At 40.2% G+C, this 21451-nt stretch carries 20 protein-coding genes and 2 tRNA genes; 12 read left to right on the plus strand and 10 right to left on the minus strand.

The window, feature by feature from the left end; all coding sequences use genetic code 11:
• Nucleotides 1-3: 3 nt before the first annotated feature.
• Nucleotides 4-1173 carry a 2-methylaconitate cis-trans isomerase PrpF gene (gene prpF, locus BIZ38_RS15405; protein WP_166339258.1) on the plus strand — a complete coding sequence of 390 codons (1170 nt, stop codon included), beginning with the start codon at nt 4-6 and terminating at the stop codon, nt 1171-1173.
• Nucleotides 1174-1213: 40 nt separating this feature from the next.
• Here prpF and BIZ38_RS15410 read toward each other — a convergent pair whose 3' ends face one another.
• Nucleotides 1214-2122, minus strand: a complete 909-nt coding sequence (locus tag BIZ38_RS15410) for a substrate-binding periplasmic protein (RefSeq protein WP_166339256.1) — start codon at nt 2120-2122, stop codon at nt 1214-1216.
• Nucleotides 2123-2316: 194 nt separating this feature from the next.
• Between BIZ38_RS15410 and BIZ38_RS15415 the strand changes: the two genes are divergently transcribed.
• Nucleotides 2317-4269 carry a glycoside hydrolase family 97 protein gene (locus BIZ38_RS15415; RefSeq protein ID WP_187490678.1) on the plus strand — a complete coding sequence of 651 codons (1953 nt, stop codon included), beginning with the start codon at nt 2317-2319 and terminating at the stop codon, nt 4267-4269.
• Between the two features lie 187 nt (nt 4270-4456).
• Nucleotides 4457-4771: a DMT family transporter gene (locus BIZ38_RS15420; protein ID WP_054554730.1), complete on the plus strand. Its 315-nt coding sequence runs from the start codon at nt 4457-4459 to the stop codon at nt 4769-4771.
• Nucleotides 4772-5247: 476 nt separating this feature from the next.
• Here BIZ38_RS15420 and BIZ38_RS15425 read toward each other — a convergent pair.
• The 4 genes from BIZ38_RS15425 to BIZ38_RS15440 form a co-directional block, all read right to left on the minus strand.
• Nucleotides 5248-5324 (minus strand) — tRNA-Val (locus BIZ38_RS15425).
• 110 nt (nt 5325-5434) lie between these two features.
• Nucleotides 5435-5511 (minus strand) — tRNA-Val (locus BIZ38_RS15430).
• Between the two features lie 114 nt (nt 5512-5625).
• Entirely contained in the window at nt 5626-6645 is a 1020-nt protein-coding gene (locus BIZ38_RS15435; RefSeq protein WP_187490679.1) for a DUF3080 family protein, read from the minus strand.
• The gene (locus BIZ38_RS15440) at nt 6620-7978 is read right to left on the minus strand and encodes an MATE family efflux transporter (protein ID WP_054561383.1); all 1359 of its coding nucleotides are present in this window, start codon (nt 7976-7978) and stop codon (nt 6620-6622) included. Before BIZ38_RS15440 ends, BIZ38_RS15435 begins: the two co-directional genes overlap by 26 nt.
• A 94-nt stretch (nt 7979-8072) precedes the next feature.
• Between BIZ38_RS15440 and BIZ38_RS15445 the strand changes: the two genes are divergently transcribed.
• Complete coding sequence (locus BIZ38_RS15445; RefSeq protein ID WP_187490680.1) at nt 8073-8699, plus strand: riboflavin synthase subunit alpha; 627 nt, start codon at nt 8073-8075, stop codon at nt 8697-8699.
• Nucleotides 8700-8738: 39 nt separating this feature from the next.
• Here BIZ38_RS15445 and BIZ38_RS15450 read toward each other — a convergent pair whose 3' ends face one another.
• Both BIZ38_RS15450 and BIZ38_RS15455 read right to left on the minus strand, forming a co-directional pair.
• Nucleotides 8739-8942 (minus strand): CPXCG motif-containing cysteine-rich protein, encoded by a 204-nt coding sequence (locus BIZ38_RS15450; protein ID WP_054561385.1) that lies wholly within the window; start codon nt 8940-8942, stop codon nt 8739-8741.
• 228 nt (nt 8943-9170) lie between these two features.
• On the minus strand, nt 9171-10031 hold the full coding sequence (locus BIZ38_RS15455) for a fructosamine kinase family protein (RefSeq protein WP_187490681.1): 861 nt from the start codon (nt 10029-10031) through the stop codon (nt 9171-9173).
• 112 nt (nt 10032-10143) lie between these two features.
• On the opposite strand from BIZ38_RS15455, the gene BIZ38_RS15460 reads away from it, so the two are divergent.
• Nucleotides 10144-10839, plus strand: a complete 696-nt coding sequence (locus tag BIZ38_RS15460) for a DUF445 domain-containing protein (RefSeq protein ID WP_187490682.1) — start codon at nt 10144-10146, stop codon at nt 10837-10839.
• 53 nt (nt 10840-10892) lie between these two features.
• On the opposite strand, the gene BIZ38_RS15465 is transcribed toward BIZ38_RS15460, so the two are convergent.
• A complete protein-coding gene (locus BIZ38_RS15465; protein WP_054554737.1) occupies nt 10893-11255 on the minus strand; it encodes a DUF3718 domain-containing protein in 363 nt (120 codons plus the stop codon).
• 356 nt (nt 11256-11611) lie between these two features.
• Here BIZ38_RS15465 and BIZ38_RS15470 point away from each other — a divergent pair, with 356 nt between their 5' ends.
• The 3 genes from BIZ38_RS15470 to BIZ38_RS15480 all read left to right on the plus strand — a co-directional run bounded on the left by BIZ38_RS15470 (nt 11612) and on the right by BIZ38_RS15480 (nt 15130).
• Nucleotides 11612-12397, plus strand: coding sequence for a hypothetical protein (locus tag BIZ38_RS15470; protein ID WP_138601849.1), 786 nt, complete (start codon nt 11612-11614; stop codon nt 12395-12397).
• A 112-nt stretch (nt 12398-12509) separates the two neighbouring features.
• Nucleotides 12510-13892: an amidohydrolase gene (locus BIZ38_RS15475; RefSeq protein ID WP_187490683.1), complete on the plus strand. Its 1383-nt coding sequence runs from the start codon at nt 12510-12512 to the stop codon at nt 13890-13892.
• Between the two features lie 11 nt (nt 13893-13903).
• Nucleotides 13904-15130, plus strand: coding sequence for an amidohydrolase family protein (locus BIZ38_RS15480; RefSeq protein ID WP_187490684.1), 1227 nt, complete (start codon nt 13904-13906; stop codon nt 15128-15130).
• Between the two features lie 66 nt (nt 15131-15196).
• Here BIZ38_RS15480 and BIZ38_RS15485 read toward each other — a convergent pair whose 3' ends face one another.
• Nucleotides 15197-16396 carry an Nramp family divalent metal transporter gene (locus BIZ38_RS15485; RefSeq protein ID WP_138601855.1) on the minus strand — a complete coding sequence of 400 codons (1200 nt, stop codon included), beginning with the start codon at nt 16394-16396 and terminating at the stop codon, nt 15197-15199.
• A gap of 310 nt (nt 16397-16706) precedes the next feature.
• Here BIZ38_RS15485 and BIZ38_RS15490 point away from each other — a divergent pair, with 310 nt between their 5' ends.
• Entirely contained in the window at nt 16707-17123 is a 417-nt protein-coding gene (locus BIZ38_RS15490) for an MAPEG family protein (protein WP_138601857.1), read from the plus strand.
• Nucleotides 17124-17197: 74 nt separating this feature from the next.
• On the opposite strand, the gene BIZ38_RS15495 is transcribed toward BIZ38_RS15490, so the two are convergent.
• On the minus strand, nt 17198-19045 hold the full coding sequence (locus tag BIZ38_RS15495) for an ABC transporter ATP-binding protein (RefSeq protein WP_054554743.1): 1848 nt from the start codon (nt 19043-19045) through the stop codon (nt 17198-17200).
• Between the two features lie 159 nt (nt 19046-19204).
• On the opposite strand from BIZ38_RS15495, the gene BIZ38_RS15500 reads away from it, so the two are divergent.
• The 3 genes from BIZ38_RS15500 to BIZ38_RS15510 all read left to right on the plus strand — a co-directional run bounded on the left by BIZ38_RS15500 (nt 19205) and on the right by BIZ38_RS15510 (nt 21404).
• Nucleotides 19205-20035, plus strand: a complete 831-nt coding sequence (locus tag BIZ38_RS15500) for an alpha/beta hydrolase (RefSeq protein ID WP_187490685.1) — start codon at nt 19205-19207, stop codon at nt 20033-20035.
• Between the two features lie 3 nt (nt 20036-20038).
• Nucleotides 20039-20434 (plus strand): VanZ family protein, encoded by a 396-nt coding sequence (locus BIZ38_RS15505; RefSeq protein ID WP_187490686.1) that lies wholly within the window; start codon nt 20039-20041, stop codon nt 20432-20434.
• 61 nt (nt 20435-20495) lie between these two features.
• A complete protein-coding gene (locus tag BIZ38_RS15510; protein ID WP_138617588.1) occupies nt 20496-21404 on the plus strand; it encodes a GGDEF domain-containing protein in 909 nt (302 codons plus the stop codon).
• Nucleotides 21405-21451: the final 47 nt, after the last annotated feature.

Consider the following 21451-nt stretch of genomic DNA (forward strand, 5'->3'; position numbering starts at 1 on the left):
GCGATGGCGTTTAAACCACAAATTAAGGTGCCAGCGACCTATATGCGTGGCGGCACCAGTAAAGGGGTTTTCTTTAACTTAACTGACTTACCTGAGCCTGCCCAAGTGGCAGGTGAGGCGCGCGATAACCTGTTGTTACGTGTGATTGGTAGCCCCGATCCTTACCAAAAACAAACTGATGGTATGGGCGGTGCAACCTCAAGCACCAGTAAGACGGTAATATTATCAAAAAGCGCGAAACCTGATCACGATGTTGATTATTTATTTGGTCAAGTAGCTATTGATAAAGCATTTGTTGATTGGAGTGGTAACTGCGGAAATTTAACTTCTGCAGTCGGAGCCTTTGCTGTGTCGAACGGCCTTGTTGATGCCAGCAAAATTCCAGACAACGGCGTTGTCGAAGTTAAAGTTTGGCAAGTCAATATTAGTAAAACCATTATAGTACATGTGCCAATTACTAACGGCGAAGTGCAAGAAACCGGTGATTTTGAGCTTGATGGCGTGACCTTTCCAGCCGCTGAAGTAAAACTTGAATTTATGGACCCTGCAGATGGCGAAGGGGCCTTATTCCCAACAGGTAACTTAGTCGATGAGCTAGAAGTGCCGGGTATTGGTATGTTGTCTGCAACGATGATCAATGCGGGTATTCCTACAGTTTTCATTAACGCCAGTGAAGTTGGCTACGATGGCACAGAGCTTCAAGAAGCCATAAATGGTGACGCATCGGCACTTGAAAAATTAGAAACAATTCGCGCCTATGGGGCGTTGAAAATGGGGCTAATTTCTCATATTGATGAAGCAAAGGCACGCCAACATACGCCAAAAGTAGCTTGGGTAGCACCTGCTAAAACGTATCACGCATCAAGCGGTAAAGTTGTCAGTGATACAGATATTGATTTAGTGGTACGTGCTATGTCGATGGGTAAATTGCACCATGCTATGATGGGCACGGCTGCGGTAGCAATAGGTACTGCAGCTGCCATACCTGGAACTTTAGTAAATCTTGCGGCAGGCGGTGGTGAGCGACAAGAGGTAAACTTTGGTCATCCTTCTGGCACTTTAAAAGTCGGCGCTGCTGCAACACTTGTTGATGGCAATTGGCAAGTCACTAAAGCAAGTATGAGCCGAAGTGCGCGTGTGTTGATGGAAGGTTGGGTTAGAGTGCCCGAGTAGTACTCAATCGCGTACTGATATAATCAAAATAAAGCGGCGGTTACGCCGCTTTGTCTGATCCGTAGCACTGTTGTTTCATTCTTTCAATATATTCATCAAACTTGCCGCTTTGTTGCATCAGTTCAATTTCATCATTTAAATCTTGTAAAACTTTTTGCCAGTGCGGCGTTGATTTACTAATAGAATAATAAAGCGGTTTGTATTCAAGCTTTGGTTCTAGCGCGACCAGTGATTCTAAAATTTGTCGTTTGCCGCTAATTGATAATTCAGACTTATAAACACTGGCTTTAAGAACTTCAAGGTCCGCCACAATCAGACTTACTCGATTACTTAGTAAAAGATGGATTAACTGGTATTCATTATTTGCGACGATTGTATCGATTTCTTTATTATCAATCATAGCATCGAGTTTTTTGGTATTTTTATAAGAGCGGACTACACCAATAGGTAAATTCTCAACTGATTTTAAATCACCATTGAAAGGGATTTGATTTCCTTTTAACGCCACGAATGATAGATCTCCACCAGGTATTTCATGACTTAAAGCAAGTAAATTGTTGCGAGTTTTACTAAGAAAATTATCTGATACAACATCATCTTCAATGAAGTACTCAGGAAAAAGAATATCAGCGCGACCTAATTCAGCTTCTCTTACGGCACGCGCCCATGGGTAGAAACCAATGTGTATGCCATAACCTTTTTCAAGAAGTGAGCTGACAGTAAATTGATAGAGCCAGCCCTTGTTACACAAGTTTTCGTCAATATAAGGAGGCCAATCTAAAGTGACGAGCTTTAAAACATGTTTGGCACTTAGGTTATAACCGTATCCGCCGTTGAAACGCACCGCTTCTTCAGTGACGATTTCACCATTTTTTTCAAAACTAACAGGTGTTAGACCCGCAAGGGCTTGATATGAGGCGAATAAAAAGAGCACTGTTAATAGTTTCATAAATTGTTTAAGTTTTTGTTATTTATCTAAAGCTTAGCCTTTTGTCGTAAATATACAACCTAGGAACTGTAACAATATCTAACTTATGGAGTACATTTTTCGGTCACAGCTTATAGTTGTAGACTCGAGTGACAAAAAGTTTGCATTTGTATTATGATAACACTTAACGCTTTTGCAACTTAAGGATAACAACAATGATAAAACTAAGTCTCTATATATCACTTCTCACAAGCTCTATGCTTGCTCACGCACAATTACCGCTTAGCGTTACAAGCCCTGATGGACAAATAACTGTAAAACTCGAAAAACAACAAAACCAGCTTGTTTATAGCGTAAATTATGGCAATCAGGTTTTTTTGCAGCAATCAGAGCTTGGTTTAAATACCAACCTAGGTGATTTTTCACAAATCCTCAAATATAAAAGCCATACAACCGCTTCGGTCAATAAAAGCTATAAATTGCATAATGCGAAGGTGAGTGACGTAAATTACACAGCGAATACACTCAAAGCGCAATTTGAAAACCAAGACGGCAGAATACTTGGCGTCGAGTTTAATGTGTCTGATAGCGATGTTGCATTTCGTTATCAGATATCGGGAGCTGAAACAGATACCCGTATCAAGGTGTTAGCTGAATACAGTGCTTTTAACCTACCAGATAATGCAACTACATTTATAAGCCCACAAGCCTTACCTGAAACGGGCTGGATGCAAACAAAACCAAGTTACGAAGAGCCTTACACCTTTAACGAAGCCCTTGGAACACCGTCAGCGAATGGCGTGGGTTATACCTTTCCTGCATTATTTAAAAATAGCGACAAAGGCTGGTTATTAATTTCAGAAACCGGTGTTGATAGCCATTATGTTGGCTCAAAATTAAGCGAAGGCACGAAAGACGGTGTATATCGTATTTCATTTCCTCAGGCCGGTGAAAACAATGGCATTGGTGCAACTTATGCCACTATGGCAATGCCAGCAACCACACCTTGGCGTACCATCACGTTAGGAACAAGTTTAAAACCAATTGTTGAATCAACCGTGGCATTTGATTTGGTTAAACCACTTTATCAAGCAAGTCAAAATTATAAAATGGGTCGATCAACATGGAGCTGGATTGTTTGGCAAGACCCAAGTATCAACTACGATGACCAAATCAAATTTATTGACTTAGCTGCATCATTAAATTTTGAATATGTATTAATCGACAATTGGTGGGATAAAAACATTGGCCGCGAGAGAATGGCTGAATTGGTTAAGTACGCCAATGGGAAGAACGTTGATGTTATTTTGTGGTACAACTCAAATGGCTGGTGGAATGATGCACCACAGACCCCACAAAATAGAATGAACAGTGCACCTGCACGTCGAAATGAAATGGCGTGGCTGCAAAGCATTGGTGTAAAAGGGCTGAAAGTAGACTTTTTTGGTGGTGATAAACAAGAAACCATTAAACTGTATGAAGATATTCTTACAGATGCAAATCAGTATGGTTTAGTAATCACCTTTCATGGCAGCACCATCCCGCGTGGCTGGGAAAGAATGTATCCTAACTTCGTTACTTCTGAAGCGGTACTGGCATCGGAGAACCTTGTTTTTCATCAAAATTCGTTAGATTTACATGCCTATAACGCGACTATTTTACCATTCACTCGTAATGCTATTGGCGCTATGGATTTTGCCCCTGTGTTTTTAAACAAACGCTTATCGCAAGATCAAACAGTCGGCACTATTCGTAAAACCACAGATACATTTGAACTGGCAACAGGTGTGCTTTATCAATCACCAGTGCAACATTTTGGGCTGACGCCAAATAACCTTGCAGAGCAACCCCAATTTGTTATTGATACTTTAAAGGCGATGCCAACGGTATGGGATGAAACACGTTATATTGCAGGTCAACCGGGTCAAGATGTAACGATCGCAAGGCGTCATCAACAAACATGGTGGGTAGCAGCCTTGAATGGTGAAAATAAAACCAAAAAATTCGATATCGATTTACCTATGTTAGCGGGTAAAAAAATCACCCTGTTGTTTGATAAAAAAGATGGCAGCGCTGGTACTATGCAAGTCACAGTAAGTAACAGTGGCAAGTTAACCTTAAACTTATTAGCTCAAGGTGGCGCACTGATTATTGGTCGCCAACTGTGAGTTTATAGGCGACGAATAAAAGCCAAGTATAAAAAAGCGAGCAGATTGCTCGCTTTTTTGTGGCTATAGTTGCCTTGATAATTTGGGCGTGCTAAATTGCGCCGTGTGTGGTGATGTGCTACACCGCTTTGAGGACGACCTTAAAGTTGAAATTAAATTCGGGGACGACCCCATAAAGAGGTCGACCATGAATTGGATCCTACTTATTGCTGCTGGCTTACTTGAAGTCGCTTGGGCTTATGGCTTAAAACAATCAGACGGTTTTACAAAACCCCTCATTTCATTCTTTACAATCTTAACCATGGCTGCCAGCTTTTATTGCTTAAGTGTGGCGCTCAAATCATTACCACTTAGTTTGGCTTATGCGGTTTGGGTTGGTATCGGCGTTATTGGCTCAGCAATAATAGGCATGACACTATTAGCTGAAGGCGTGAGTCTATTAAAAATAGCCAGCTTGCTACTGATCGCCCTTGGCATTATTGGTTTGAAACTCGCCAATTAATAAATTTTTTACTGCTCCTACTCAGTTTCATAACGTTAATTCAGGGTATGAGACTGAGAGCAAACGATTGAAGCAGTAGTGCGTTAAACAACTGAACTACATATTTTAAATTTGGAAAATTAAGAATTGGTACGACCGACTGGATTCGAACCACCGAATTTGGCGTGGGTCATAGAGAGCGGTAGTGTTCTAACCAACTGAGCTACAGATATTTTAAATTTGGAAAATTAAGTATTGGTACGACCGAGTGGATTCGAACCACCGATTTTGGCGTGGGTCATAGAGAGCGGTAGTGCTCTAACCAACTGAGCTAGAGATGTTTTAAATTTGGAACATTAAGAATTGGTACGACCGAGTGGATTCGAACTATTGACCTTTGGACCGAGCCGATAAGAGTGGTAGTGCTCTAACCAACTGAGTTTCAACTGTATAATATTGATTTTAGGATAATAAAATTATGAGGAATTTGAATAAATTGGTACGACCGAGTGGATTCGAACCACCGACCTCTACCATGTCAAGGTAGCGCTCTAACCAACTGAGCTACGGTCGTACTGAGATGTTAAAATCAAGATTGGTACAACCGAGTGGATTCGAACCACCGACCTTTGGACCGGGCCATTAAGAGTGGTAGTGCTCTTTCCTTTGGTTATACCTAAATCATGGTACAACCGAGTGGATTCGAACCACCGACCCCTACCATGTCAAGGTAGTGCTCTAACCAACTGAGCTACGGTTGTATTTTGATTTAAAACTGTTGTTAGCATGGCTAAACAACGGAGGCTAATATATAGCGACTGGTTGTGTGAATCAAGCAGCTTTAGCTATTTTTGTGCTAAGTGCTGGTTTTTTATTCATAACGGACTAATTTCGCACGTTCTGTAAAAACCTTGCCACCAAGCAACATGCCTTTTCGCAGAGTGCTTAAGACTTTGTAAAATTGCGTCATTACTGTCGTTATCTACAAACTGGGCCAATTCTGTGTCACGCCATATTTGCTGGTAAAGAGGTTGTAGAGTTTCTAATCGACCCACTAAGAATGATTGATAAGGCTGTAGTTGCTCTAAATAAAACTTTTTAAACACATTACTCAACGTTTGCGCTTTTTGTTTATTCTTGTTTGCAGGGCAGAGATCATCTTTTGAATACTTCATGAGCAGCGCTGTTAATTGTTGATTGTAATGTGTTTGCACACGAGCCGCAGAAATGAGTAGCTTGTTGTATTTAAAACGATTTAATACTTCGAGTTGGTTGATGATTTGCTCTGGCTCTATAGCGTTTATTTTGCCGGTATTAATTTGATTGTTTAACTTAGCAATTTGCTCCATCGCGCTCACGGTTTCGCTAAAACCTGCGGTGTTTTCATCAATGTGTGTCGAGCTTAGCTGCCAGCTTTGCTTAAACTCGCTTTCGTTGAGCAGCATAGCTCTAAAGTAGTTAGCAAGGTTTGCTTGTTTTTGTATTGCGGTGAGTTTTATTTTTTCAAATAATTCATCTCGTTCATCAAAGCTTTCTAAGCACTCATTTGCGCTTTGAATAAACTTAATTTGATAACTAAGAACATTAGCAGGCGTTGCTGTTTTGCCAAGCTGGTTATTATGTTCAGCAATAAGAGTTGCGAGTTTACATTGACGTAACTGGGCAAGTTCAAGCATGCCAATGGTTGCTTTAACTTCAGTATTTTCAGAAAAGTGGTTAACAGTGAGTGTACTTGGTTTAGAGAGTTTAAAACTTTCGGTTTTAAGTACGTTTTCTAATCTTTGCGCGTAGGTGTGATTTACATCACCGGAGGAGGGCGTGCAGGCAATAAGTGCCACACACGCTGTTGCGATGATAGAGTTTAAAAGGCTATTGGTTTTGCAAAAAAGGTGCATGTTTAAATCGCCTATGAACAGTGAACATCAACATAATTGCTGCGGCACTTAACCCCACAATAATGCCTATCCAAAAGCCATGAGGGCCCAGTGCTGGAACAATTAAATCTGTACGAGCAAGTACGAAGCCAAGCGCAAAGCCGATCAACCAATAGGATACAAAGGTGATATAACCAATCGGTGCCGTGTATTTTAATCCCCGTAAAATACCATTGGCAGAAACTTGCAGGGCATCTGGTAACTGGTAGATACAAGCAAGTACCATGATTGAAGAAGCAAGAGCTAATACTTCAGGGTTGTCAGAATACAATTGGCTTATAATATCTCGAGCAAAAAAGGTCACACTTGCCAGTAAAAAAGCAATAATTGCCGCGAGAATATAACTCGTTTTAACGGCATTTTTTAACTGCTGATAGTGTTGTTGGCCAAACAAATTGCCTATTCGAATGCTAATGGCAATTGAGAGGCTTAACGGCATCATAAACAGTAATGTCGTCACACTGGCTGCAATTTGGTGACCGGCAACAGCAACTGCACCTAAGTGTGCTATAAACAAAGGAATACAAGCAAATAGCGTTACTTCAAAAAAAGTAGCTAATGAAATTGGAATACCTACTTTGGTGATAGTCCACAAAGTAGCGGGCTTTGGCGCTTCGAAATTGGCTAGCAATGCTTTGGCATCAATCTTTTTATTAAAGTGGCAATAAATAACCTGAGTTAACGCCATTGCTGTAAATACCAGCGCCGTGGCAATACCACAGCCCGCGCCACCGTAGGCTTGAAAACCTAATTTACCATGTATAAATACGTAGTTGGCCGGAATATTAACTGCTAAGCCAATTAAACTAATGTAAAAAGCAGGTTTGGTCATTCCCATACCTTCAGTGATATTGCGGTACACACTGAAAAGTAAAAAACCAAAAATACCCCATTTAACAAAATGAATGTATTGCTCAGCTAAGTGGGTAATAGACTGTGAAGTATCTAATTGACTAAGCACAGTATCAGCAAGGCTTGCCAGCCCTAAACCGATTATGGCAAGTACTAACGCCAGATACAGGCCCTGTTGAAAATAATGACTAATACCTTGTTTATCGTTTGAACCAGCAAACTGCGCAATGATACCGGTTAACGCCAATAATATGCCTTGCAACGCAAGCATTAACGGATTCCAAATACCTGTTGCAATAGAAAGTGCCGCCAAATCTGTTGCACTCACTTGGCCTGCCATCACGGTATCAACAACCGTCATTAAAATAAGGGTTACCTGTGCCAAAAAAACAGGAATGGCTAACGAAATTAACCTTTTGGCTTCCCAACTACAAAAAGACATAAATTACACGACTAAATAAACAGACAGCCATTGTAATCTATTCATAGATCAATAAAAATCGCAGTTATCTATTTAATGAAGAAAAGAGAAAGCGATGTTCACTGGAATTGTGCAAACGCAAGCCGTTGTGGTTGATGCTACTAACCAAGTCGGTGTACTAAGGCTAGCTTTACAAGTAGAGCAGCAATATGCTGAAAACCTGAATATCGGCGCAAGCATAGCCATTAATGGTTGTTGTTTAACCGTGGTGAAGTTTGCATCAGACACGAAAGGCTGCTGTGTAATAAATTTTGATGTGATTGATGAAACATTGAAGTTAACCAACCTTGGTATGCTTGCTGTCAATGATACGGTGAATTTTGAACGTTCAGTGACTTTTGGTACTGAACTAGGTGGGCATATCGTGTCTGGTCACATTCATTGTATGGCAGAGATACTTTCAATTAACCATCATCAAGATAACTGTAAAATGCAATTAGCATTAGCAAAAGAGTGGCAAAAATACGTGCTGTACAAAGGGTTTGTCAGCGTTAACGGGGCAAGCCTCACTGTAGGTGAAGTTGATGAGCAGGGCTTTTGGCTACACCTGATCCCAGAAACACTCTCAATTACCAATCTCGATAACTACCATGAGGGTGATAAGTTAAATATCGAAGTTGATCAACAAACTTATACCATTATCAACACGGTCGAAAATTATCTCTCGCAACAAGCAAAATAAATACAATAAACGAGCTAGATAAGTATAAAAACGAGCAAATTAAAAAATTTGCTCGTCGTCACTATCGACATGTAATTCGAGTTTGTTGTGTGCGTAATCGATATGCATATTCAAATGAATGGGATTGCAACATGCTGCGCAATCTTCATAGTAATCTTGGTCACCGTCGCTTGCATCAAGTGCAACATGAATGTGGTGGCCACAGTGAGGGCATGAAATCCGTTGTGTGTATTGGTCTTTCATCAGCTTTTACCTTAATCAGGCATGCCTGAGTTCGTTAAATTGCAATCTTCATTAAACCCTAACTCATCAAAAATGAATCTAGATTTAATTAGATTGATATAACTCACTAACCGAATAGATGTAAGCGTAGTGCTACCAATTCGGTTAGCATCTTTATTAATACGCTTTATAAGCTAAATATAGCTGTGTTTAGCTGTTTGTGACATTCCTTTTACAGTGATTTTTAGCTTATTTCAGGAGCTGATCAATTTGTTGTTTTGCTTCAGTAAGATAGTGCCCTGCAAAGATATTGGCATTATTGAGCATAGGGTATAGTTGGTAGATGGCTCTACGTTGCTCGTAGCCTACCTGCAATGGGTAGATATCGTTATAGGCGTCATAAAAGCTATCGGGAAGTGGTGCATAAAGCTCACTCATTGCGATATCGCATTCTCGATCACCATAATAACAAGCAGGGTCAAACACACTGGGCACATTATTATAAAAGCCCATATTTCGACGCCAAAAGTCACCGTGTAATAACGAAGGCTCTACAATATGGCTATGCAGTGCGTCTTTAACAAAAGCGATGAAGGTGTCTTGATTAACAAGCTCAATGCCTTTTTCTTGTAATAACTGTAATTGCCAACCAATGCGTTCTTCAGCAAAAAATACATCCCATTTTTTGTGCCAACGATTTGGTTGTAGAGTAGGGCCAAGGAAGTTGTCGTTATCTAAGCCGAACATGGCTTGGGTATGCTTTTGGTGTAAATGAGCAAGGTGTTCTCCCATTTCATGCCAATGGGTATGGGGCTGTTTATCAAGTTCTAACCATTCAAGCACGATAAATGAAAACTCAATATTGCAACCTGTGGTGATGCAATCTGGGATCATAAATAAGCTTTCTTGAGTTAACAGCTCTAGATTAAAGGCTTCGCACTCTAAGCGCTCCAGATCACTTAAGTGAGCGACTTTCACAAAGAAGTGGTGTAAATCATCGCCAATTTGGAAGTATTTATCGTTATTGGGTGATTGTAATTGGCGCTTAAAGGTATGCTTAAAATCAAAATGCATCGCTTGGCTAATCTGTTCATTCACCGAATTCCACATAATTTTGTTCACCTTTTAACCATATAATTAAACTATGGCAAAAAGACGATGAATTAACAAACCCATAGCGTTAATATTGTTAAAGTTTATCGAAGTATTTATGAGGGGTCAGATGAATAAAAGTCTCATTACTAACTTAGTGGCACTTGCCTTAGTATTAGTCGGATTTTTATTTGAACAAGCAATTGTGCTTTCTGTTGGTTTATTTGCGTTATCGGGCGCAGTAACAAACTGGCTTGCTATTCACATGCTATTCGAAAAAGTACCATTTTTATACGGCTCTGGTGTTATAACATTAAAGTTTGCGTCTTTTAAGGTGGCGATTCGTAACTTGGTAATGACCGAGTTCTTCGCTGAAGAAAAAATCGATCAGGTCATGGCGCTCGCTAAACCAAATATTGAATTAGAGCCTGTGATCAGTGAAGTTAATTTAAGTCCGGCTTATGACTCTTTAATTGAGGTTATTGAAAACTCTCAATTTGGTGGCATGCTGTCGATGTTTGGTGGCCGTGATGCGCTCGAGCCAATGCGCGAACCTTTCATTGAAAAAATGAAAGCGGCGGTTATTGATATTTCGAAGAGCGACGAATTTAAAACCATTCTTGATGAAAAGCTATTTGCAAAATCTCACCTTGGTGGCTCATTACACAGTACAGTTAAGCGTTTAGTTGATGAACGATTGAATGAGCTTACACCAACCATGGTAAAAGATATTATTCAAACCATGATCAAAGAACATTTAGGTTGGTTAGTAATTTGGGGTGGGGTGTTTGGCGGCTTATTTGGCCTGATAGCTGCGCTAGTCTAATGAAGAAGGAATTTGTAGCAGGCCTTCAAAGACCTGCTACTGTGTATTCATCATTATTTTGAGCCTGCAATTACAATCACAGTGTCATCAGATACGTTAGCGATATCTTGAATACTGGTTTTTGTTGCTATGTCAAAATTTAAGTATTTCGCAGAGTTATGCAACCCATAAGTGCTAACAAACTTATTAGTTGGCATATCATTGCAAAATAGTTTTTCTGTCATTACTCGTTTACTTAAGCGTAAATCGCGCATAGTTCCGATTACATTGAGTGGCTTATTTGATGCAATAGCCATACACGCTTGAGTGCCAACTGAGTTATCTGCTGCGACAAATTGGGCTGCACTTGCATCAGTTGCTGCTAGTGAAGAACCTAAAATTATTGCTGTACCTAGTGCTGTAGTTAACGTATTCATCTTTCTCTCCAGTTGTTGTCTATAACGTAACATTTGTGCGACCTGGCTATTATGGATACTGCACACTTCCTGTTTGCTGGGCACATTTAAAGTATTACGCTAAACAAAAACAATTGCTGTTAATGAAAATCGACAAGATGTAAGTAAGTATGTAGATGTGAACAAACAAAACTAACCGTTTGATAAGTGCTATTTTAAAGTGTGAATGTTGACACAATTAGCCTTAAAATTTTTTAATTAATTTTTAAAAATCCTGTATTAGCTCGTATTTAAGACTTGATATTTACGTGGCTGTTACATTTAAGTATTAACTCTAGCTTTTCTTTAAAAGGCTAATCAGAGTATAAGGAGCATCAGTGACCACAAAATTAGCAGGCTATTATCAACAAGCCTATGCATCTGAATCAAAACACTTTAATCAATGTTTTTATTGTGGTTGTGAAGCAACTGAGCGAGATTTTTGTCCGCCACTGCATATGCTGCAAAGCATTATAGATTTAGGCGAAGAGGCCGAATTTATATCAATTCCAGCATGTTATGAGTGCTTTGCATTACTGCATAACGAACGAGTGCTAACTATTGATGGGCGAGTGACAAAGCTAAAAAAGAAACTTTCTGCAAAATATGCAAAAGCGCTGAGAATTTATCACATGTGGCATGAAAGTGAACTTCACGATATGAGTGATGAGTTTGTGCACAGTATTAAAGCAGGCATGAAGTTAGGTGCAGAGGCGGCAGAGCGATTAGCATTTCAAGGTTATAGTTATGCAACTGAAGATGCCAGTGTCACTATTCGCGAGAAACGTGCCGAATTTGATGTGCAAGGCAAAGTCTTTTATGACTTTAAAGACGCGCTTAATTACTGCATTAATGATTTACAAGTCGACAGAACAGAATTCTATAAGCTGGTGGTCGAAGATTATAATGGTGATTTTAACCGTGCATTGAGTCAATACCGCCATCGACACGAAAAAATAACCGCAGCTAACGATGCAGATTCACTGATTAAAAGTTTTGCCAAGCAGCACAAGCAAAACTCAGACTTTGTAACTCGAACTGTGAAACATTTTATCAACAAAGATCCGAGCTTGACGACCGAAGGTGCGTTAGAGCAGTTATATAACAACTACATAAAGAAATAGTGCTCTGTGAGGCTGGTTGTTCGTCTTGAATATTGGTGACTGGCCTCGTTTACTCGCATTAGAATTAACAATTAGTTAAAGTAATTAAATAATAAAAAAGAGGAACGTAAGAATGCAAAAATTTGCACCATCCTTGTTGGTTATGGCGCTTGGTGTCGCGTTAGCGGGTTGTCAAGACAATGGCCCACAAGATCCAAAAGTCTCAATTAACAAAAACCCATACCCAAGCACTTATCAGCCACTTGCATCACAAAGTACGTTAATCACTAATGCCACTGTTTTAACCGGCACAGGTGAGCGTTTAGATAACGCAGATGTATTCTTTGTTGATGGCAAAGTACAACAAGTAGGTAAAGACCTTTCTGTACAAGCTGATAAAACAATTGATGCAGAAGGTAAATGGGTAACACCGGGTATTATTGACGTGCATTCACATTTAGGTGCATACCCAACTCCATCAGTGGCATCTCACCAAGATGGTAATGAAATGACCAGCCCTGTGACTGCAGAAGTATGGGTTGAGCATTCAGTATGGCCACAAGATCCTGGCTTTAACCGTGCTCGTGAAGGCGGTATTACGTCATTACAAATTCTACCTGGTTCAGCAAACTTAATTGGTGGCCGCGGTGTAACGCTTAAAAACATTCCCTCGCACACGATGCAAGGTATGAAGTTTCCTGAAGCACCATATGGTTTAAAAATGGCATGTGGTGAAAACCCGAAACGTGTTTATGGCCGCAAAGGTGTTTTACCATCAACGCGTATGGGTAACATGGCGGGCTATCGCACAGCGTGGATTGAAGCGACTGAGTACAAACGTGAATGGGATAAGTACGAAAGTGATTATGCCGCAGGTAAAAACCCTGCAGCACCTCACCGCGACATTAAGCTAGATACGCTAGCTGGCGTGTTAGAAGGTGACATATTAATCCATAACCACTGTTATAAAGCAGAAGAAATGGCCATGATGATCGACCTTGGTAAAGAGTTTGGTTATCACTCAGGCACTTTCCATCACGGTGTTGAAGCATACAAAATTGCTGACTTACTGGCTGAAAACGGTAACTGTGCGGCACTTTGGCCAGATTGGTGGGGCTTTAAAATGGAAGCCTACGACATGGTTCAAGAGAACGTAGCAATTGTAGATGCTGTTAAAAATTCATGTGCCGTTGTTCACTCTGATTCTGATACAACGATTCAACGCTTAAATCAAGAAGCCGGTAAAGTGATGTATCGCGCGAATGATGTGGGTTACGACATCTCTGAGCAACACGCAATTAAGTGGATCACTTCAAACGCGGCTAAATCACTGGGGATTGATGATAAAACAGGTTCACTTGAAGCAGGTAAGCAAGCTGATGTGGTTATTTGGAACCAAAACCCATTCAGTGTTTATGCGAAAGCTGAACAAGTATTTATCGATGGTGCCAAAGTTTATGATCGTAACGATGATAAATACCAAGCACAAAGTGATTTCATGCTAGGTCAAAAATAGGAGTAACATTGATGACAAAATTAACTAAATCATTAAAGCTGTCACTTGTTGCTGCTGGCTTATTTTCTGCGACAGCAAGTGCTGCATCAGTAGCGATTGTAAATGCAACACTACACACTTCAACAGAGCAAGGCGTACTTGAAGGCGCAAGCGTTGTTATTGAAGATGGCAAAATTGTTGCTATTAACCCAGCGACTGTCAACGCGGATACAACCATTGATGCAAAAGGCCAAATCGTGACTGCAGGCTTTATTGGTACTATGAACCAATTAGGCTTAGTAGAAGTGGGTGCTGTTGCAGGGTCGCGTGATGGTGGTGATGACAAAGCGGGCATTGATTTTGATCCAAGCCTTGCATTCAACCCACGCAGTAGCTTAATTCCTTATGCACGCAAAGGCGGTATTACTCAAGACGTGATTGTACCAAACGGCGGTGACAGTATCTTTGCGGGTCTTGCATCTGTAGTTGATCTATCAGGTAGCTTTGAAAGCATAAATAAAAAGCAAGTTGCACTTGTTGTTCACCTAGGCGAAAAGAGTAAAGGCTCACGTGCTATGTCGATGAAAACACTTATCGACAAGCTTGAAGGCGAAAAGTCAGCTAAAAAAGATGACAAAAAAGAGCCATCAACAGAGCAAAAAGTTTTAGCAGCTGTGCTTGCTGGTGATATGCCACTTATTGCCAGTGTTCAACGCGCATCTGACATCTATGAACTTGTTAAGTTAAAAGAAAGCTATGGCATCAATTTAGTGATTCATGGCGGTGATGATGCTGTTGTGGTTGCGGATGCTCTAGCTAAAGCGGATGTACCTGTAATCATCAGCTCTATGGCTAACTTACCGGGTAGCTTTGACTCTATGCATGCAAATCTTGCTAACGCAGGTAAGCTTGAAAAAGCGGGTGTAAAAGTCATTATTGGTGTTGCTGGTGACTCAAGCCACAATGTATACCAATTACGTTTTGATGCAGGTAATGCTGTGTCATACGGTATGAGCCAACAAGGTGCACTTAGCGCAGTTACCAGCAATATTGCTGATGTTTTTGGTTTAAACTCAGGCGCAATTGCCAAAGGTAAACGTGCAAACCTAGTTATGTGGTCTGCTGATCCATTTGAGCTTAACTCACACGTAAGCAAAATGTGGATCAACGGTGAAGAGGTTTCAACCGAAGCGCGTCAAGACAAACTACGCGACCGTTATACAACTGATTCAGCGATGCCACGCGCTTATACTAAATAAGTGCTCAACATATAAAAAGGCCGCAAATTTGCGGCCTTTTTTTAATACATATTTTCAAACTAAAAGCTAAAAAATTAGATTGCTTAGTTTATAAAGGCTAAGGCCAAATATAAGCAGTATTACTGGCACAATTACAAGGTTAAGTAAAAGCGAATTAGTGTATCCTTTCATCACCGATTTTTGATTCACTAACCAAACAAGGTAACAGGTAACAATTGGAAGTAATAATCCATTGGCAGCTTGCGCAAAGATGATAACCGCAACCGGATCAAGCCCAAGCGATGCGACCAGTGCACCGAAAACAAGGATAGTGATAGCAACCAGTTTAAAACGTGTATCACTCATTTGTGTTGACCAACCAAGCATGCCGCAAACAGCGTAAGCACCCGCAAGCGGTGCAGTTATTGCGCTAGTAAGCCCGGCCGCACATAAACCGATAGCAAAGAAATAATGAGCCATACCACCTAGAAGGGGCTCAAGTTGCACAGCCATATTGGCCGCTGAAATTTTACCTGCATCGGTACCATAAAATGCCACAGAGGCTGTTGATAAGATAGCTAACGTGATTATGCCACCTAAAGTTATCGAAATACCGGTATCAAGGTTTGTTTCTTTGATTACTTTGTCGATATTTTTTGAACTATCGTGTTTTTCTGCAAGTACCCCAGAGTGTAAAAACAGGTTGTAGGGCACAATGGTTGTACCTATCAAGGCAAGTACCGTGGTAATTGAATTATCAGGTAAGCTAGGTATAAATCCTTTTAGCACTTCACCAAGTGGCGGAGCCGCCATCACCAGCGTTGAAATAAACACTAAACTCATCAAGACTACTAAAACAATTAACGCCCCCTCAATGACTTTATGTTTGCCAGTGTACAAGAGCACTGCACTTAAAATTGCAATAAGGGGAGTCCAGAGTAGTGGACTCACTGAAGGGAGTATTTCTTGCAGTCCTAAACTGGCACCAGTCAGATTGCCTGCTTCATAAGCTGCACTGCCAATACCAATTGCACTGATCACTAATATGGCAGCCAGGGCTTTAAAAATCGGTGTTTGAATGGTGGTTCTGAGTGCAGATGCTAAATCTAGCCCTGTCGCCACACCTAGACGAGCAGCCATTGATTGCAACAAAATAGTTGCTACAACTGAGAACAATAACGTCCAAATAAGAGCAAAGCCAAAATTAGCACCTGCAACACTTGCCGTGGTGATGGTACCTGGTCCAATAAAAGCTGCGGTGACTAGCAGTCCGGGCCCTAAACGCATAATAAAACCTTTTATTATTATTTTTATACATTAACTATTAGCAAAGCAGCTAATGTTATAGAAAACAGACCATATAGAGTATAGACAGACTTAGTATGGGTAAAGTAAAACAGGTGAATCGCTTAAAGTTAGCGAGTTGAACTTAGACCAATCCACACTGTAATTTTTATATACAGTACGTAGTAATGGCAGAGTACGCATAACGAAATAAAAGTAAATACACCTAAAATCAATGGTTTGCTTTGATTTTTGGCTTGGTAGGTATCTTGCAAAGTGTAAGTCTATATGCTTTTAACTAAAGGAAATGAAAATGCCTGAACTTACTCTTTCAGCATATGCGGCCGTGTATGTTTACCTGATTATGCTGACAATTCAGTGGTTGGTTGCCGCTGTCACTAAAGCCAAACAGCCCAATGCGGTGCCTGGTAAACTCGATAATTCATTAAGCCACGATAGCTTTGTATTTCGTTCACATCGCACATTTATGAATACCTTAGAAAATAGCCCGTTATTTTTAGGTAGCGTATTTCTTGGGTTCTTTTTAAACTTGAACAGTAGTGCGTTTGCACTGTGTATTTGGTTGTATGTGATAGCCAGGATCATTCATATGCTGCTGTATTATGGTGTAGCAACTGAGAAGAATCCAAGCCCACGCAGCTATTTCTTTTTAATCGCTGCTTTGGCAAATAGTGTGATGCTTGTTTTAATTGGTTTACGTTTGATTTAAACAGCATTGCTAACATATATAAAAGGCATTGAATGAATGCTCATACAATGCCTTTTTTAATACTGAAAACCTAGCTACTCAACGCCAATAAAGCCACCTGTTTGGTGTGACCATAGGGCAGCATAGATACCATCTTGGGCAATTAGTTGCTCGTGAGAGCCTTGTTCAACCACGCCACCTTCATCAAGCACAATGAGTCTATCCATTTGCGCAATAGTTGATAGGCGGTGCGCAATGGCAATAACTGTTTTGCCGGTCATTAAATCGTCTAGGCTAGTTTGAATTGCGGCTTCTACTTCAGAATCAAGGGCACTGGTTGCCTCATCTAAGATTAGAATTGGTGCATCTTTTAGAAGGACTCGTGCAATAGCAATACGTTGACGTTGACCACCAGAAAGCTTCACACCGCGTTCACCAACTTGTGCGGCAAAGCCTTTATTGCCTTTGCTGTCTTCTAAGTCTTCGATGAACTCAATTGCTTCTGCTTGCTTTGCGGCCGCAAGCATTTCATCTTCAGTAGCATCGGGTCTGCCATAAAGAATGTTATCTTTTACTGAGCGGTGTAACAGCGAGGTATCTTGCGTCACCATCGCAATGTGCTTACGTAAGCTTTCTTGGCTTACCTCAGCGATGTTTTGACCATCGATAGAAATCGTACCTGAGTCAACATCATAAAAGCGCAGTAACAAATTCACTAAGGTAGATTTACCTGCACCAGAGCGACCTACTAAACCTATTTTCTCACCCGGTTTAATATCTAAATTTAAGCCATTGATAACAGGGCCGCGGAGGGTCTCGTTGGCAGCTTTACCATAGTTAAATTGCACATTCTCAAAGCTTATCGACCCTTCATTAACAGTAAGAGTGCTTGCGTTTTCTTTATCATCCACTTCAATCGGCGTTGATAGGGTTTTCATACCATCAGCAACAGTACCAATGTTTTCAAATAGGCTACTGATCTCCCACATGATCCACTGTGCCATACCGTTTAGTCTCAGTGATAAACTCACCGCAATGGCGATAGCTCCAACACTGATGGCGCTAATTGACCATAGATATAAAGAGAGGGCAGCAATACTAAATACCAATAAGTAATTTAGCGTGTTGATAGAGAAGTTTAGGCTAGTAACTAAGCGCATTTGCTTATATACCGGTTGTAAAAACACATCCATACTATCTTTTGCATATTGTTCTTCTCGCTGTGTGTACGAGAACAATTTGATAGTAGAAATGTTAGTGTAGCTATCAACTACACGTCCGGTCATTTCTGAGCGCGCATCAGCCTGCGAGCTGGCTACTTTCTTGAGCTTTGGTACAAAATACATTTGAATAGCGGCATAAAGAACTAACCAAATTAATAATGGCAACATTAAACGCCAGTCAGATTCTGCGACCAAAAATACCATGGCGCCAAAGTAGACCACGATATACATTAGTACATCGAGCAGTTTCATCACCGATTCACGAACAGCTAATGAGGTTTGCATTACTTTTGTTGCAATACGGCCGGCAAATTCGTTTTGATAAAAACTAACACTCTGACGAAGCAAATAACGGTGTGCTAACCAACGGATAGACATAGGGTAGTTGCCAAGCAGCGCCTGATGTAACACTGCTGAATGAAAAAATACGACAATGGGTAACACGACTAGCAACATAATTGCCATTCTTGTCAGTTCAGCCTGCTGCTCAACAAATAAGGTATCAGGAGTATATTCGCCAAGCCAATCGACAAGTTGGCCCATGTAACTAAATAGCGATACTTCTAAAATAGCGAGTGCTGCGGCACTTAACGACATCAGCAGCAATGAAAGCTCCATGCCACGGGTATAATGACGGCAAAAAGCAAATAAGCTATTAGGTGGCTGAGAGGGTTGCTCTTTAGGAAACGGATTAGTCATCCGTTCAAATAAACGATACATAGACGACGCTTTTTAAAAATCAAAGTGGCCTTACTATACCATTTGAGTAGCTTTTTAGCAGTTCATTTAATTTAAAAACTAAGATTAAAATCTAATTACTATTCAGTTATTTACATCTAGTGTAAGAAATGAAAATATAATAAGAAAAAGGAATTAATGATGAAAAAGTTGCTTTGTACGCTGTCCCTCGTTTTTAGCTTACCGCTTTGTGCCTACCAAACCGACACCCACATATTTAAGGGCAAAAAGACTGCCATCGAGAAACCTGTAACGGTGACATTACCTGATGGCTATCAGGACTCAAAAAAATACAATGTTATCTATGTATTACATGGCTACAGTGGAAATCACAGTGATTGGACTAAGCTGACAAACATTGAAAAACTGGCAGACCAATATGATGTCATCATTGTTAACCCTGATGGCAACTTCGGTTCGTGGTATCTCGATTCTGATATCGACAAAAGCTCGCAATACGAAACCTACATTGCAGACGATTTACTAAATTATATCGATTCTGAATATTCGACTAATCGGTCTAAAAGTGGCCGTGCAATAACAGGCTTATCAATGGGTGGCTTTGGTGCCTTACACATTGCAATAAATCACCCAGACCAGTTTGCAGCAGTTTCAGGGATATCTGCTGGGGTTGATGTTAGGCCCTTTAGTGCAGAGTTTGACCTTGAAAAAGTACTCGGCAGTTATGCTGAAAACAAAGAAAAATGGGATAGCATAGCCATCATTAATAATCTTCATAAAATTTCTGCAGGCAATACTGCATGGAAAAAAGGCGCTGATACCTTACCGATTATGCTTGATATAGGCGTTGATGACTTTTTTATTGAGCAAAACCGAGCGTTACATCAAGCGATGTTAAAAATGCGCATCCGCCATGACTATGTTGAGCGTCCGGGTATTCATGACTGGCACTATTGGAATAAAGTGATTGCCTACCAATTTTTATTTTTAACCTCACATATGGCGCCATAAAAGATGCTTCAACGTATTCTGGTGTTAATTGCTATCGGCTTTTTCGCTTTTATTGGTTGGGTTATGTATCTTGCCAATACTGGTCAAAAGTCGGTGTTTTTCGAGCTCGTTGCGGCCATTCCTTACGGTGATAAGTTGGGGCATTTTTGCTTATTTGGACTACTTACGTTATTCATAAACCTTGCCTTTAAGTTTAAAACATTGAACCTTGCTGGACGGCCTATTTATTTAGCTGTGTTGATTGTGAGTACGTTTGTGATTATAGAAGAGCTAAGCCAATTTTTTATTGAATCGAGAACATTCGACTTTGTTGATTTAATTGCAGATTTTACTGGTATCGCAATATTTAGTGCCATATCTGCATGGCTTAGCAAAAAGTTATATCCACCTAAGGTCTAAACTTTCAGTGACTTGTTAGGTTTCGTCTATACTCAGTATAGTGCTAGCCTAAAAGTTGCGTATGAACAAAAATACCTCAGATTATTTGTCAGATATTATTGAGCTATTACTTGATGCTGTTTGCGTAGTAGATGTAAAAGGCACCTTGCTGTTTACTAATCCAGCCTTTGAAACAATTTTCGGATACGCACCAGAAGAAGCCATCAATAGAAAAATGTTGGACTTTGTTTATCCCGAAGATAGAGCAAAAACCATTAATGCTATCAATCAGATAATGACAGATAATCTACATCCAAGGTTTGTAAACCGGTGGGTGAAAAAAGACGGTACTGTGGTCCATGTCTTGTGGTCTGTCTATTGGTCAAAAGAAAAGCAAGTTAGAGTAGCGATTGCTCATGATATAACAGAACAGAAAAAGCTTGAGCAAAAACTCATATTCATGGCTGGGCACGATCCACTCACTAATCTCCCTAATCGTAGCTTTTTAATTACCCAACTAGAAGAGTCACTATCCACTGCTAATACTATTTCTGCAATTATTGCGGTATTGTTTATCGATATTGATGGCTTCAAGCAAGTCAATGATATTCACGGCCACAGTGCTGGCGACAAGCTATTAAAAACTATTGCCATGCGAATTCGCCATGTATTGGATAAAGACGACATAGTTGGCCGTTTGGGAGGGGATGAGTTTGTAATTGTTGTAAAAAGTGTAAAACGCAAAGCTGATGTAAAAAAAATTGCTGATAAACTAAGTCGTGAAATATGTAAGCCTTTAGTTTTTAATGATGATGAACTGTGTTATTCCCCAAGTATTGGTGCAGTTCTATTTCCAGAGCATTATGGTGATGCAGAATTCTTAATACAGTGTGCAGATAAAGCTATGTACAAAGCTAAGTATGAAGGGGGTAATCGCTTGGTGTTTTATGACGAGGGAATAAAGTTATCAGGCACTAAAAATATTAAATAGTATTAATAGCTTTATCGGGAAATGTTTTAACCTATTAATTTGTTTTC

Origin of the sequence: Pseudoalteromonas sp. BZK2 (assembly GCF_014349195.1) — a bacterium.
Lineage (GTDB): Bacteria > Pseudomonadota > Gammaproteobacteria > Enterobacterales > Alteromonadaceae > Pseudoalteromonas > Pseudoalteromonas simplex.